The sequence below is a fragment of the Streptomyces sp. NPDC088725 genome, assembly GCF_044751305.1.
Taxonomy (GTDB): domain Bacteria; phylum Actinomycetota; class Actinomycetes; order Streptomycetales; family Streptomycetaceae; genus Streptomyces.
Genome location: NZ_JBIVLO010000008.1, coordinates 212253 through 226678, shown reverse-complemented (window position 1 = coordinate 226678; position 14426 = coordinate 212253). Strand labels below are relative to the sequence as shown.

Annotated in this window: 11 protein-coding genes; 7 read left to right on the top strand and 4 right to left on the bottom strand. The window is 70.3% G+C overall.

The annotated features are described in order from the left end of the window. Nucleotides 1-142: 142 nt before the first annotated feature. Together acs and ACIP6N_RS21660 are read right to left on the bottom strand one after the other, a co-directional pair. Nucleotides 143-2107, bottom strand: coding sequence for an acetate--CoA ligase (gene acs, locus ACIP6N_RS21665; protein WP_401817675.1), 1965 nt, complete (start codon nt 2105-2107; stop codon nt 143-145). 245 nt (nt 2108-2352) lie between these two features. Then, nucleotides 2353-4947 carry a bifunctional SulP family inorganic anion transporter/carbonic anhydrase gene (locus tag ACIP6N_RS21660; RefSeq protein ID WP_401817674.1) on the bottom strand — a complete coding sequence of 865 codons (2595 nt, stop codon included), beginning with the start codon at nt 4945-4947 and terminating at the stop codon, nt 2353-2355. A gap of 292 nt (nt 4948-5239) precedes the next feature. Here ACIP6N_RS21660 and ACIP6N_RS21655 point away from each other — a divergent pair, with 292 nt between their 5' ends. Then, the gene (locus ACIP6N_RS21655) at nt 5240-6499 is read left to right on the top strand and encodes a hypothetical protein (protein ID WP_401817672.1); all 1260 of its coding nucleotides are present in this window, start codon (nt 5240-5242) and stop codon (nt 6497-6499) included. Between the two features lie 26 nt (nt 6500-6525). On the opposite strand, the gene ACIP6N_RS21650 is transcribed toward ACIP6N_RS21655, so the two are convergent. Beyond that, nucleotides 6526-7512: an ATP-binding protein gene (locus ACIP6N_RS21650; protein ID WP_401817670.1), complete on the bottom strand. Its 987-nt coding sequence runs from the start codon at nt 7510-7512 to the stop codon at nt 6526-6528. Nucleotides 7513-7613: 101 nt separating this feature from the next. Between ACIP6N_RS21650 and ACIP6N_RS21645 the strand changes: the two genes are divergently transcribed. Further along, the gene (locus ACIP6N_RS21645) at nt 7614-8492 is read left to right on the top strand and encodes an oxidoreductase (protein WP_401817667.1); all 879 of its coding nucleotides are present in this window, start codon (nt 7614-7616) and stop codon (nt 8490-8492) included. 384 nt (nt 8493-8876) lie between these two features. Here the strand turns inward: ACIP6N_RS21645 and ACIP6N_RS21640 are convergent, their stop codons facing one another. After that, nucleotides 8877-9713 (bottom strand): HAD family hydrolase, encoded by an 837-nt coding sequence (locus ACIP6N_RS21640; protein ID WP_401817665.1) that lies wholly within the window; start codon nt 9711-9713, stop codon nt 8877-8879. A 525-nt stretch (nt 9714-10238) separates the two neighbouring features. Between ACIP6N_RS21640 and ssd the strand changes: the two genes are divergently transcribed. From ssd to ACIP6N_RS21615, 5 genes are all read left to right on the top strand, one after another. Next, a complete protein-coding gene (gene ssd, locus ACIP6N_RS21635) occupies nt 10239-11339 on the top strand; it encodes a septum site-determining protein Ssd (protein WP_401817663.1) in 1101 nt (366 codons plus the stop codon). Further along, nucleotides 11336-12484, top strand: coding sequence for a TadA family conjugal transfer-associated ATPase (locus ACIP6N_RS21630; RefSeq protein WP_401817662.1), 1149 nt, complete (start codon nt 11336-11338; stop codon nt 12482-12484). The genes ssd and ACIP6N_RS21630 overlap by 4 nt, the downstream gene beginning before the upstream one ends. 11 nt (nt 12485-12495) lie before the next feature. After that, entirely contained in the window at nt 12496-13371 is an 876-nt protein-coding gene (locus tag ACIP6N_RS21625) for a type II secretion system F family protein (protein WP_401817661.1), read from the top strand. Beyond that, nucleotides 13368-14141, top strand: a complete 774-nt coding sequence (locus tag ACIP6N_RS21620; RefSeq protein ID WP_401817659.1) for a type II secretion system F family protein — start codon at nt 13368-13370, stop codon at nt 14139-14141. Before ACIP6N_RS21625 ends, ACIP6N_RS21620 begins: the two co-directional genes overlap by 4 nt. A 106-nt stretch (nt 14142-14247) precedes the next feature. Then, a complete protein-coding gene (locus ACIP6N_RS21615; protein WP_401817658.1) occupies nt 14248-14403 on the top strand; it encodes a DUF4244 domain-containing protein in 156 nt (51 codons plus the stop codon). Nucleotides 14404-14426: the final 23 nt, after the last annotated feature.

Below are 14426 nucleotides of genomic sequence, written 5' to 3'. Positions count from 1 at the left end.
GGTGAGGCACGTACCCGCGGGAGCGGCCGTGAGACGGCGAGGGCATCCGGCCCGCTGTGCCGGACGCCCTCTACCAGGTGTTACGGGTGTGACAGGTGCTGACGGGCCGGACGAGTACGGCGGACAGCGGTGCCGCGGATGCTCAGTCCTCGCTGCCCGCGCCGGCGGCACCGGGCAGCTGACTCTGGATCAGCGTCATCACGGAGGAGTCGGTGAGCGTCGTGACGTCGCCCAGCTCGCGGTTCTCCGCGATGTCCCGCAGCAGCCTGCGCATGATCTTTCCGGACCGGGTCTTGGGCAGCTCCTGGACCGGCAGAACACGCTTGGGCTTGGCGATCGGGCCCAGTGTCGCTCCCACATGGTTGCGCAGCTCCGCGACGAGCCCGTCGTCCACGGACGCCGTGCCGCGCAGAATGACGAACGCGACGATGGACTGGCCGGTCGTCTCGTCCGCGGCGCCGACCACAGCCGCCTCGGCGACCTTCGGGTGCGAGACGAGCGCGGACTCCACCTCCGTGGTGGAGATGTTGTGCCCGGAGACCAGCATGACGTCGTCCACCCGGCCGAGCAGCCAGATGTCGCCGTCGTCGTCCTTCTTGGCACCGTCGCCCGCGAAGTACTTGCCCTCGAAGCGCGACCAGTAGGTGTCGATGAACCGCTGGTCGTCGCCCCAGATCGTCCGGAGCATGGACGGCCACGGCTCGGTCAGCACGAGATAGCCGCCGCCTCCGTTCGGCACCTCGTGCGCCTCGTCGTCCACGACCGTGGCGGAGATGCCCGGCAGCGCGCGCTGGGCAGAGCCAGGCTTCGTGGCCGTGACACCCGGCAGCGGGGAGATCATCATCGCGCCGGTCTCGGTCTGCCACCAGGTGTCGACGATCGGCGCCTTGCCGGCGCCGATGTGCTCGCGGTACCAGATCCACGCCTCGGGGTTGATCGGCTCACCGACGGAGCCGAGCACGCGCAGGGACGACAGGTCGAACCGCGCGGGGATGTCGTCGCCCCACTTCATGAACGTACGGATCGCGGTCGGCGCCGCGTAGAGGATCGTGACGCCGTACTTCTGGACGATCTCCCAGAAGCGGCCCTGGTGCGGGGTGTCGGGTGTGCCCTCGTACATCACCTGCGTCGCGCCGTTGGCCAGCGGCCCGTACACGATGTACGAGTGGCCCGTCACCCAGCCGACGTCCGCGGTGCACCAGTACACGTCGGTCTCGGGCTTGAGGTCGAAGACCGCGTGGTGGGTGTAGGCCACCTGGGTGAGATAGCCGCCGGAGGTGTGCAGGATGCCTTTGGGCTTCCCCGTCGTGCCGGACGTGTACAGGATGAAGAGCGGCTGCTCGGCCCCGAACGCCTCCGGGGTGTGCTCGGCGGACTGGCGGCCGACGATGTCGTGCCACCACACGTCACGGGTGTCGTCGAAGGCGGTGTCCTGGCCGGTGCGCCGGACCACCAGTACGTGCTCGACCTGCGGGCACTTCGCCACGGCGTCGTCGATCGCGGGCTTGAGCGCGTTCGGCTTGCCGCGGCGGTAGCCGCCGTCCGCGGTGATGACGAGCTTGGCGTCCGCGTCCTGGATACGGGAGGCGACGGCGTCGGCCGAGAAGCCGCCGAAGACCACGGAGTGTGCGGCCCCGATCCGGGCGCAGGCCAGCATGGAGATCGCGGCCTCGGGAATCATCGGCAGATAGACGGCGACGCGGTCGCCCTTGCGGACGCCGAGCTCGGTCAGCGCGTTGGCCGCCCGTGACACCTCGTCCTTGAGCTGGGCGTACGTGAGGGTACGGCTGTCGCCGGGCTCTCCCTCGAAGTGGATCGCGACCCGGTCGCCGTGGCCGGCCTCCACATGGCGGTCCACGCAGTTGTACGCGATGTTCAACTCGCCGTCGGCGAACCACTTGGCGAACGGCGGATTCGACCAGTCCAGTGTTTCGGTCGGCTCGGTGACCCAGGTGAGCCGCCTCGCCTGCTCGGCCCAGAAGCCAAGCCTGTCCGCCGCGGCCTGCTCGTACGCCTCCGCCGTCACATTGGCGTGCGCGGCCAGCTCGGCCGGCGGTGGGAACCGCCGGTCCTCTTTGAGCAGATTGGCCAGGCTTTCATTGCTCACGGCATCTCCCTTTCCCAGGGCGTCTTATGTGTCCCCGGCCTAGCTCATCAGCCAGATGCCCGGGTGACAAGGGGCGTCCGGAAATTGGTTTAGACCTATGCGTCTCTGTGGTGCGTACGCCTGTGGTGATGTCCCCGCCCTATCACGCGAGGGCGGGGAACGGAGAACGGCCCGCTTTTCCCCCGCCGAGGATCAGCGCTCACTCACACTCACGGGCGCGGTACGGGCGCGGTTCAGACCCGCTTTCAGGAACGGCCCCAGGTGACCGGGGAGGCGGTCGGGGCGACGCGGTCGAACACCTCCTCCCCGCCGCCGGAACCCGTACCGGCATGCGTGGCGTCCGCCAGGAGATACGCCTGTGCCTCGCCGACGTGGAAGTACATCCCGTGCAGCTCCAGACTGCCTTCGGCGATACGGCGCGCCACGGCCTCATGGGCGCGCAGGTGCTCCAACTGCTGGACGACATTGGTGAGACAGAGCTGCTCGATCGCGTCGGCGGGCAGCCGGCCGGCGATCCTGGCCCAGGAATGCCGGGGGCTCCGCATACGCTCCAGGCTCGGCTGACCGTGCCGCAGCCAGCGACGCAGCGGCGTCCGGGGCGTTCCGGTGTCCGCGGGCGCGTTGAGCAGAGCCTGCATGGCACCGCACCCGGAGTGCCCGCATACGGTGATGGAATCCACCCGCAGAACCTCGACGGCGTACTCGATCGCCGCTGCCACCGAGTCGTCGGCACCGTCCGTCCCTGGCAGGGGTACCAGATTGCCGACATTCCGCACGGTGAAGAGATCGCCCGGACCGCTTGACGTGATCATGCTGGTGACCAGGCGGGAGTCGGCGCAGGTGAGGAAGAGCTGCGAGGGGCGCTGTCCTTCGCGCGCCAGCCGCGCCAGCTCGTCCCGCACATGCGGCGCAGTATTGCGCTGGAAGGAGCTGATCCCGCTGGCCAGTTGGCGACCGCTGCCCTTGCGGACCGTCGTCCGGCCCTCTACCTGGCCGAAGTCCGGGCTCGCGCCCTCAGGGTGAGTGGTGCCGGGGCGAGCGGTACCGGCGTGAGCGGTACCCGGCGGTGTCGTATCGGCCCGCCTGATGGCGGGATCCGTTTCGTCGCATCGCAGTTCGGCGTCGCCGGCGAGGATCCGGACGGCGCCCGTCTCTTCCGCGCCGGGGCGCTCGCCGCAGTGGTGATTGCGCCAGGGTGTCCAGGGCCGGCAGCAGGCATGCGCCCCGGTGGCGGGCTCGGCGATCCGCCCGCCCGACCGGCCGGTGAAGACCGCCGTGCCGCCGTGCGCGGTGTGTGCCCGCTGCCAGTCGTGCAGGGCCTCGTACGCCGCGTGGTCCATGAAGGACCCGTCCAGCTCGACCACGCAGTGGGTGTCATGGGGCACTTGGTGCAGCACGCGGATCAGCCGCGGCACCGCCAGGAACGTCAACTGGCCCCTGGCGTGCACGCGGTGGACCCCATCCAGCTTTTCCACGGTGATCCGGGTCCTGGCCAGCCGGTGCATCGCGACCGCCACCGCCGCCGCGATGCCGAGGATCACGCCGTGCAGCACGCCGAAGAGGATCACCCCGGCCACGGTCGCCACGTACACCAGGAACTCGCGGTGCTTGTGGACGTTGCGGATATGGGCGAAGGACACCATCTGGACGCCGACCACCATCACCAGGGCGGCGAGCGCGGCGAGGGGGATCCACTCCAGCGCGGAGACGAGCAGCGCCGCGGCGAGCAGCACCCACACTCCGTGCAGCACGGTGGAGGCCCGGCCGGTCGCCCCGGCCCGTACGTTCGCCGACGTGCGCACCGCGCCACCGGACACGGGCAGGCCTCCGAGCAGCCCGGACAGCGCGTTGGAGACGCCTTGCCCGCGCAGCTCGCGGTCGAGGTCGGACCGGGACCGGCCGGGGGCGCCGGGCCGGTGGGCGGCGAGCTTGTCCACGGCGACGGCGGAGAGCAGTGACTCCAGGCTCGCCACGAGCGTCACCGTGAGCACCGCGGTGACCAGCGACAGGACGGGGCCGTGCGGTGGCTCCGGCAGCGCGTGCGAACTCCACGACGGCAGGTCCACGCGGGCGATGCCCGGCGCGGCCACGGCGGCCACAGCGGTGGCGGCCAGCACGCACGCGAGCGCCGCGGGGATCTTGCGGAGCGCTCGTCCGGTACGCCCGGGCAGCCGCGGCCACAGGATGAGCACCGCGATCGTGAGCGCGCCGATGAGAGGCGCCGCCGGGCCGACCCGGCCCAACTGGTCGGGCAGCGCGAGGGCGTTGTCGACCGCGGAGCTCTGCGGGGAGCCGCCGAGAACGATGTGCAGCTGGGCGAGAGCGATGGCGACGCCGATGCCGGCCAGCGTGCCGTGCACGATGGCGGGGCTGACCGCGAGCGCGGAGCGGGCGGTCCTGAGCGAGCCCAGGGCGATCTGAACGAGGCCGGCGCCGACCGTGATGGCGCAGGTGGTGCGCCAGCCGTACTGCTGGATCAACTCGGCGGTGACGACGGTCAGTCCGGCGGACGGGCCGCTCACCTGGAGGGGGGAGCCGCCGATCAGGCCGGCGACGATGCCGCCGACGGCGGCGGCGATCAGGCCGGCTCCCAGCGGGGCGTCCATGGCCACGGCGAGACCGAGAGACATGGGGACGGCGATGAGGAAGACGGTGACGGAGGCGGACAGATCGGCGCCCGTGATCCGGAATTTCCGTCCGCCCCTCGGCGGGCCGTGCGGGCGCCCGAAGCGCGGTACGCGTGAGTGGCGTACGGCGGGTGTGGTGTCGGTCTGTTCGACGGGCTCGGCGCGGTCGGTGTGAGCGGCGAGATCGGTGCGAGTGGGTACGCAGGCGGACATAAGTCTCGTCTCCTCCTGGCGGCGCGGTCGGTGAATAGCGCGGAATGAGGGGTCGGAGCCGGTGAGGCGCGGCACGCGGTTGCAGGACGCGTGGATCAACTCTTGGTAAATGGATCGTAATCCAGAGTAAAGACTCTGGCATGAATTTCGGGGCAAATGGCGCAATCATTCACTCGCACTGGTGAATAGTAATTTTGTCTGGCTTGTCGTTTCTTCCTATTTTCATACGAACTGCGATGTTGGCGGTGCTCGGCGTCGTGCCGGCGAAGGACTTGAGGGAAGAGGTGGGCAGATGATGACCGCCGCAAAAAGGACCGCCTTCAGCGCCGCCGTCGTGGCGCTGGCGGTGGGAGTTGCCGGATGCTCCGGCGCGTCCGCGGACAAGCAGGAGATGGAGAAGGGTGCTCCGGGCGCCAAGAAGGCTCCCGCGGCCCCGAAGGCCGCCGTGCAGCTCATCGGCGACGGTTCGACCGCGTACACCGGCGTCCAGCCCGGTCAGCGGAAGCCGGAGAAGCTGAAGCCCGGCCAAGCGCCGCCGCAGTTCGTGGTGTTCTCCTGGGACGGCGCGGGGGAGGACAGCCAGCAGCTCTTCTCGCACTTCCGCGAGGTGGGCAAGAAGTACAACGCGAAAATGACGTACTTCCTGAGCGGCGTCTATCTGCTGCCCAAGGACAAGGCGAAGGAGTACGACCCGCCTCACCACGCGATCGGTTCGTCCGACATCGGCTTCAACGACACCAAGGGAATCAAGGACACCCTGCGGGAGTTGCGAGGGGCCTGGGAGGACGGCAACGAGATCGGTACCCACTTCAACGGCCACTTCTGCGGCGCGAACGGTGGCGTGGGCACCTGGTCCGTCGACGAGTGGAAGAGCGAGATCGACCAGGCCAAGTCCTTTGTGAAGACCTGGAAGGGCAACTCGGGTCTGAGAGGCGAGGCGCCGCTGCCCTTCGACTACGACAAGGAACTCGTCGGCGGCCGCGCGCCCTGTCTGGAGGGTCAGGCGAACCTGATGCGGGCGGGAAGCGAGATGGGCTTCCGCTACGACTCCAGCGGTACCGGCACCCAGGTCTGGCCGGGCAAGATCGACGGGCTGTGGAACATGCCGCTGCAGGCGGTCCCGGTGCCGGGCCGCGCCTTCGAGACGCTCTCGATGGACTACAACTTCATGTACAACCAGTCGAAGACGGTCGACGGCGATCCGTCCCAGCACGAGTACTGGGGCAAGCAGATGCGCGACGGACTGGTCGAGGCGTTCGACCGCGCCTACCGGGGCAATCGCGCTCCACTCATCATCGGCAACCACTTCGAGTCCTGGAACGGCGGCACGTACATGCGCGCCGTCGAGGACACGATCAAGACGGTGTGCGTGCAGCAGGACGTGCGGTGCGTGTCCTTCCGGCAGCTCGCCGACTGGCTGGACGCGCAGGACCCGGATGTCCTCGAGCAGTTGCGCGGACTCGAGGTCGGAGAAGCGCCGAAGGGCGGCTGGGGGGCGTTTCCGCCCGCAGCCGCCCCGGCTCAGGCAGGCGCGACCCCCGAGCGGCGCTGAATCGCGTCCGGTTCACCGCCGCGTGCTCAGTACGGCTGAGGCACGGCGAGTGATTCGTTGAGGACGAAGCCGGGGTCGATCTGAGCCGCCAGGTCGGCCCCCGTCTTCGCGTTGCCCCAGCTCTCCGCGTTCCTGAGGTGGAAGTGGACCATCTGGCGTGTGTACCGCTCCCAGTCGCGGTTCTCGTACGAGTCCTCCGCAGCGTCCTGAAGAGTCTGCAGCGCGCAGCGGTTCTCTGCCTCCAGCAGCTCGAAGCGGGCGGGGCGGCCCTTCTCCATCGCGCGCACCCAGTCCGAGTGGCCCACGGTCACGAGCAGGTCCTCGCCCACCTCCTCGCGGAGGAAGTCCACGTCGTCCCGGCTCTGCACCTTGTTGCCCACGACCTTCAGCGCGACGCCGAAGTCCCGGGCGTACTCCTTGTACTGGCGATAGACGGATACGCCCTTGCGGGTGGGCTCCGCCACCAGGAACGTCATGTCGAAGCGCGTGAACATCCCGGAGGCGAACGAGTCGGAGCCGGCCGTCATGTCGACCACGACGAACTCCTCGGGGCCGTCGACCAGGTGGTTGAGGCAGAGTTCGACCGCGCCGACCTTGGAGTGGTAGCAGGCCACCCCGAGATCGGACTCGGTGAACGACCCCGTGGCCATCAGCCGGATCTCGCCGTCGTCCAGCATCACGGGGCGGGCACAGGCTTCGTAGACCGGGTTGTCCTCACTGACTCGGAGCAGCCGGGAGCCCTCGCCCGGCGGTGTCGTCTTGATCATCGTCTCGGCGGACGTGATCCGCGGGTTGGTACCGCGCAGATAGTCCTTGATCAGAGGGAGGTGGGCGCCCATGGCGGGCAGCGTGGCGATCTCGGCGTCGCCGAGTCCGAGCGCGGCCCCCAGGTGCTGATTGATATCGGCGTCCACCGCGACCACGGGGGCCTCGTTGGCGGTCAGATGGCGGATGAAGAGCGAGGACAGCGTTGTTTTGCCGCTGCCGCCCTTGCCCACGAAAGCGATCTTCATGTTCACGCAGGGTAGTGGAATTGTCGCGCGCTGTGGTTTCGTTGCGTGAAGAAGACCACTCCATCGTGGCGCGTGGTGCGGGGCGCGTAGCCTCGCTGCCTATGAGTACGACTGCTCCTGATGCCGCCTCCGCCCCACGGCCGGAGGATCCGCTGGCTGCGCTCGCCTCTTTGCCGGGGGTCCCGGAGGCGGTGGACTCCGTACGCCGGGCCGTCGACCGTGTCTACGGGCACCGCGTCATGCGGCGCCGCAGTAACGAGGTCACCTCGGAGGCCGCGCTGCGCGCCGCGCGTGGATCCGCAGCCCTGTCGGGCGCCGACTGGGCGCTCGAAGAGGTGCGCAGGCGAAGCGACTTCGGCGCGGAGGCGCAGGCCCGCACGGTCGGAGCGGCGCTGCGGCTGACCGCGGAAGCCGGTCAACTTCTCTCCATCTGGCGGCAGTCGCCGGTACGGGTGCTGGCCAGGCTCCATCTGGTGGCCGCGGGGAGGGTGGACGCCTCCGACGAGGCGGTGGGGCGGCCTCGGCTGGCCGGCGAACCGGTCGTCGAGACGCCGGGGGCCGACCTCCGCGGACCGCTGACCGAGGCCCGGCTGCCCGGTGCGGACGAGGTGGCGGGACGGCTGGAAGGGCTGTCGCGTCTGGTGATCGGCGGTACGGCGGCTCCGGCGCTGGTGACCGCGGCTGTGGTGCACGGAGAACTGCTGGCGCTGCGCCCGTTCGGTTCTTACAACGGGCTGGTGGCGCGGGCGGCCGAGCGGATCGCGCTGGTCGGCAGCGGCCTCGACCCGAAGGCCATCTGTCCCGCCGAGGTCGGCCATGCCGAACTGGGGCGGGCGGCGTACGCGGCGGCGTTCGAGAGCTATCTGTCGGCGACTCCGGAGGGGATGGCCATGTGGATCGCGCACTGTGGGCGCGCTGTCGAGCTGGGTGTCAGGGAGTCGACGGCCGTCTGTGAGGCGCTCCAGCGCGGAGCCGCCTGAGCGAGAAAGGCGGCCGAACGAGGAGGACGCCTGAACGGGGAACGCATGAACGAGGAACGCGGCTGAGCAAGGGACGGCGGCGCCGTAGTTGGCGCCGCCGCCGACATGTCCACCGAGTTACCAGGCGTCCTCGTAGCTGTGCCCATCAGGTCGGGATCTTGGCCCGTCTCCTGGTGCGGCTGGCCCGTAATCGACGGGTCGACGTCGCGTGGGTGCTCAGCTTTCATGCTCGGTCCGTGGGGCCTCTTGCGTGAAAAGGTGATCCTCTCGGATGCCCTTGGTCTCGCGGGCCGTTGAATCCTTTGTACTCCTGTCGGCGCGGAGGGGAAACCCCTGGCCGCACTTCTTTACTTTTGGGGGCAAACGTGGGCATAGGGGTGTGAGTCAGGAGAGTGTGGACTGACGGCGCCTGCTCGCATACCAGACAAGGCCGGCGGTGGCCGCCGCGGCGCCCACCGCAGCCGCCGTGACCAGTGCGGGCCGGGCGGGCATGGTGAAGCCGGGCAGCCGTTTCTTGAGCCGGACAGGCCGGTCGAAGACGAGAACCGGCCAGCCGCGCGCCGTTGCCTCTCGCCGCAGTGCCCGGTCCGGATTGACCGCGTAGGGGTGGCCGACCGACTCGAGCATCGGCACGTCGGTGATGGAATCGCTGTACGCGTAACAGCGCGGCAGGTCGTATCCCTCGGACCCGGCGAGAGTCCTGACCGCTTCCGCTTTGGTCGGGCCGTAGGCGTAGTACTCCACCTCACCCGTGAAACAGCCGTCGGCGCCGACGGCGAGCCGGGTGGCCACGACCCGGTCGGCCCCCAGCAGTTCCCCGATCGGCTCGACGACTTCCGCGCCCGAGGTGGAGACGATCACGACGTCACGTCCCGCCGTGTGGTGCTCCTCGATGAGAGAGGCGGCCTCGTCGTAAATGATCGGGTCGATCAGATCGTGCAGGGTCTCGGCGACGATGTCCTTGACCTGCTGGACGTTCCAGCCCTTGGAGAGCGCGGAGAGATACTCCCGCATGCGTTCCATCTGGTCGTGATCGGCGCCTCCCGCGAGGAAGACGAACTGCGCGTATGCGGTGCGCAGCACAGCGCGGCGGTTGATCAGACCGCCTTGGTAGAAGGACCTGCTGAAGGTGAGCGTCGATGACTTCGCAATGACCGTCTTGTCCAGGTCAAAGAAGGCTGCTGTGCGCGGCAAGGAGTGGTTTTCCACGAACCCGAGCATATGCGCCCACCATTCGGCGTAAAGTAAGGCGCGTGGGTTTGCCTGAGAAGGCCGTCGGGTACACCATGGAAGTCACGGATCGTTCGCGACCGTGCACCACGCGGTCCGGCTCCTCCCCCCCCGAGTCGGCCGTGAAGACGACCCCCGCTCTCCCCCCCGGCGGGGGTCGTCGCATGTCCGGGCACCTTTTCGGCTCTCGAATCCGGGCATCTTCTCTCCTTTGAGTCTCTTCGGCGGGCCTGTGCGCACCGCCGTCTCCCCAGTCATGCGCATCACGGTGTGTAGTGAATCCTGCGCTCTCCGGAAGTCACCGGTTTGAGCTACCGAGTTATTCACAAGCGCTGAGTTGTCCACAGTTTTCAAGCAAGATCCACACGATTTTCCGTAAGTGCTGCACGGTGATTCCGGCCGCAAAGTTCGCGGTTAGCCGGAATGACAGTTACCGGAAGAGCGCGAGATCGCTTACTCAAGCACGCGCAGACCGGGATCGAGCAGAGATAGGGGGCGGAGATCGTGGCGGGATCCATGACATCCGATCGATCGCAGGTCGCCGAAGGGCGCCGGGCGGGACCGCTGATCGTCACCGAGGATGTGGAACTGCTCGATGATCTGCTGCGGCTGTGCGCCGCGGCGGGGGCGGAGCCGGAAGTGCACCACATGGTGCCCGAGCGGAAGGGGAGTTGGGAGGACGCGCCCCTGGTCCTGGTGGGCGACGACGCCGCCGCGCGCTGCCGCGGCGCCGTGCGTAGGCGGGGCGTGATGCTCGTCGGGCGTGATCAGGACGACCCGGACGTGTGGCGGCGGGCGGTGGAGATCGGTGCCGACTGCGTGCTGCGGCTGCCGGACGCGGAGAGTTGGCTCGTCGACCGGATCGCGGATGCGGCCGAGGGGGTGGGACGGGCCGCGCTCACGGTCGGCGTGATCGGCGGGAGGGGTGGCGCCGGCGCGTCTACCCTGGCCTGTGCCCTGGCTGTTACGGCCGCGCGGGCCGGTCGCCGCAGCATGCTGGTCGACGGCGATCCCCTCGGCGGCGGGCTCGATGTGCTGCTCGGCGGCGAGCAGGTGGAAGGAAGGCGCTGGCCGGATTTCGCGGCTTCCAAAGGACGGGTGGCGAGCGCCGCGCTGGAGGAATCCCTCCCCAAGCTCCATGAGTTGCGCGTACTGAGCTGGGACCGCAGCGATGCCGTGGTGATCCAGCCCGAGGCCATGCGGTCCGTACTCGCGGCTGCCCGCAGGCGTGGCGGTGTCGTGGTCGTGGACCTCCCGCGCCGGGTGGACGAGGCTGTGGCGGAGGCCTTGGCACAGCTGGATCTCGGGCTGATCGTGGTGCCCGGAGAGCTGCGGGCCGTCGCCGCGGCGGGGCGAGTGGCCTCCCGGGTCGGCATGGTGCTCAAAGACCTGCGCGCGGTGGTGCGCGGACCGTACGCGGCCGGGCTCGACGAACAGTGGATCGCTGACGCGCTCCGGCTCCCGCTGGCGGGCGAACTGCCCACGGAGCCCGGCCTCGGTGACGCGCAGGACGGCGGCTCACCTCCGGGATCACGGGCGCGCGGACCACTGGCCGCGTTCTGTACGGCCTTCTGGGAGCGGGCATTCGTCGCCGGGGACGGGAGCGTGAGGGCATGAGTGCCGGGCTGCTCGACGCGGTGAGGCAGCGGCTCGCGGAGAGCGGGGCCGAGCCGACTCCGGCACGGGTCGCGGCGGCCCTCAGGGCCCAGGGACAGCTGCTCGGAGACGCGGAAGTGCTGGGCGCGGCAGAGGAGTTGCGATGCGAGCTGGTGGGGTCGGGGCCACTGGAGCCGCTGCTCGCCGACGCTTCCGTGACGGACGTCCTGGTGTCCGCGCCCGACCGGGTGTGGGTGGACCGGGGCGGCGGGCTTGAGCTGACGCCTGTCTCGTTCCCCGACGCCGCTTCCGTGCGGAGGCTGGCCCAACGGCTGGCCGCGGTGGCCGGTCGCAGGCTGGACGACGCCAGGCCGTACGTGGACGCGAGGCTGCCCGACGGGACGCGCATGCACGCGGTCCTGCCGCCGGTCGCGGTCGGCTCGGCGTATCTGTCGCTGCGGGTGGTGCGGCCGAAGGCGTTCTCCCTGGCTGAGTTGACGGCGGCCGGCACCGTACCGCCGGGCGGCGAACGACTGTTGCGGGCGCTGATCGAGGCCAGGCTGTCGTTCCTGATCAGCGGGGGTACCGGCTCGGGAAAGACCACGCTGCTGTCCACTCTGCTCGGACTGGTGGGCGAGCGCGAACGGATCGTGCTGGCCGAGGACTCCGCGGAGTTGAGGCCGGACCATCCGCATGTGGTGCGGCTGGAGTCCCGTCCGGCCAACCAGGAGGGTGCGGGCCTGGTCACGCTGGAGGACCTGGTCAGACAGGCGCTGCGCATGCGTCCCGACCGGCTGGTCGTGGGAGAGGTGAGAGGCGCCGAGGTGACTGACCTCCTGGCGGCTTTGAATACCGGCCATGAAGGCGGGTGCGGCACGGTCCACGCCAATACGGCGGCGGATGTGCCCGCACGGCTGGAGGCCCTCGGGACAGCGGCGGGTCTCGACCGTGCGGCGCTGCACAGCCAGTTGGCGGCCGCGCTGTCGGTGGTGATCCATCTCGTGAGGGACCGGGGAGGGCAGCGGCGGATCGCCGAGATGCATGTGCTGGAGCGGGACGCGGCGGGGCTGGTGGTGCCGGTGCCCGCGCTGCGCTGGGGCACGGAGGGCTTCGCGTACGACCGGGGCTGGCCGCGGCTGCTGACGCTCATCGGGGGTGCGCTGTGACGGCGCAGGCCATGACCGTGTCCGTGCCTGCCTCCGCCTATGCGGCGGCGCTGTGCGCGGGTGCCGCCGCGTGGCTGATGACCGACCGCGACCGGGGAGTGCGGCGGGCCAGACAGTTGTTCACGGGCTCTGGCGCCGAAGGGCCCGGGGCGGACACGACGCCATGGGAGCGGTGGCGGGCGAGGCTGCCGGTCTGGGCGCGGGCGCCGCGCCGGGAATGGCTGTGCGTGCCGGCGGCGCTCGTGCTCGCCGTGCTGGGCCAGTCGGTGCTGCCGCTCGCCGGTGCTGTGGTGGCGGTGCCGCTGGCGGGTCGGTGGCTGCGAGCCCGGGAGCGGAGGCGGGCGCGGGAGGAGCGGGCTGAGGAAGTCGTCGCGCTCTGTGGCGCTGCCGTGGGCGAGCTGAGAGCAGGCAGCCAGCCTCTTCAGGCGCTGTTGGCCGCTGTGCGTGCCGGTGGTGGGCTCGGCGGCTCGGAGAGCGCTGTACTGGCCGCCGCGCGCTTCGGCGGTGACGTACCGGACGCGCTGCGACGGGCGGCCCGGGAGCCGGGAGCCGAGGGCCTCGTCGGGGTCGCTGCCTGCTGGCGGGTGGCGGTGGACGGAGGGGCGGGTCTCGCCGCCGGGCTCGACCGGCTGGACCGGGCGCTGCGGGCAGAGCGAGACCGGCGGGAAGGGCTGCGCGCGCAGTTGGCGGGTGCCTGGTCGACGGTCGTGGTGCTCGCGCTGCTGCCGCTGCTCGGTCTGCTGATGGGCTGGGCGATGGGCGCCGAGCCGTTGCGCGTTCTGCTGCACACGCCGGCGGGGCTGGTCTGCCTGGCCGTGGGTCTTCTGCTGGAGGGCACGGGGCTGTGGTGGGCGGAGCGGATCGTGCGGTCCGGGGAGGCACCATGACCGGGAAGGACATCCACAGCCTGTGGGTGGCGGTCTCGGCGCTCGCCGCCGCCGGGTCCCTGGCCTTCGCGGCGGCGGGCAGGCGGCGCGACCGGAAGGCGCGCGGCCGGATCGCCGCCCTGCTCGGGGTGGCCGCAGCTCACGAGCGGCGACGAGCGCGGCCCGCCATACCGGCGTGGCTCCGGCGCTGGGGTCCGCCGCTCTGCGTGGTGATCGCCAGCTGCGCGCTCATCGGCGGAGCGGTGGGTCCGGCCGTGGGGATCGCGGCTGCGTACGCGGTGCGGCGCCGGCTGCGTACGAGGATGCCCGACGACCGCCGGCTGCGGGAGGAGGTGGCACGTCAACTGCCTCTGGCGGCAGACCTGCTGGCTGCCTGCATCACTGCGGGGGCGGGGCCGGGGCAAGCGGCGGAGGCGGTCGGACAGTCGCTGGGCGGGCCGGTGGGGGATCAACTGGCCAGGACCGCGGCGGAACTGCGGCTGGGAGGCGAACCGGCCGGGGCGTGGGGCCGGTTCGGCGGCATACCGGGTGCCTCGGGGCTGGCCCGCTGTCTGGAGCGGGCCGGGTCCACGGGAGCGCCGGCGGCCGAACCGGTCTCCCGGCTGGCCGAGGGCTTCAGAGCGGAGCGTGCCCGGGCTGCCACGGCCAGGGCTCAGCGGGTCCAGGTGTTGATCACAGGTCCGGTCGGACTGTGCTTCCTGCCCGCCTTTCTGGCGGTGGGGGTCGCACCGGTGCTCATCGGCCTGGCGAGCGGGTTGCTGCACGGCTGAGCTTTTCGGCCGGCGATTTCGGATCACTCAATTGACGGAGGTCGACATGCGGGTACGAGCGGGACTGAGGCGCGTGGCGCGGACGGCGCGGACGCGGTTGCGTCGGATGCGTACGGATACGGGAATGGCGACATCGGAATACGCGGTGGGGACGCTCGCGGCCTGCGCCTTCGCCGCGGCTCTCTACAAGGTGGTTTCGAGCGGGATCGTCTCCAGGGGCTTGGAGTCGGTGATCGGCAAGGCACTCGATGTGCAGTTCTGAGACGCGAGCCCCAGGAGACCGCG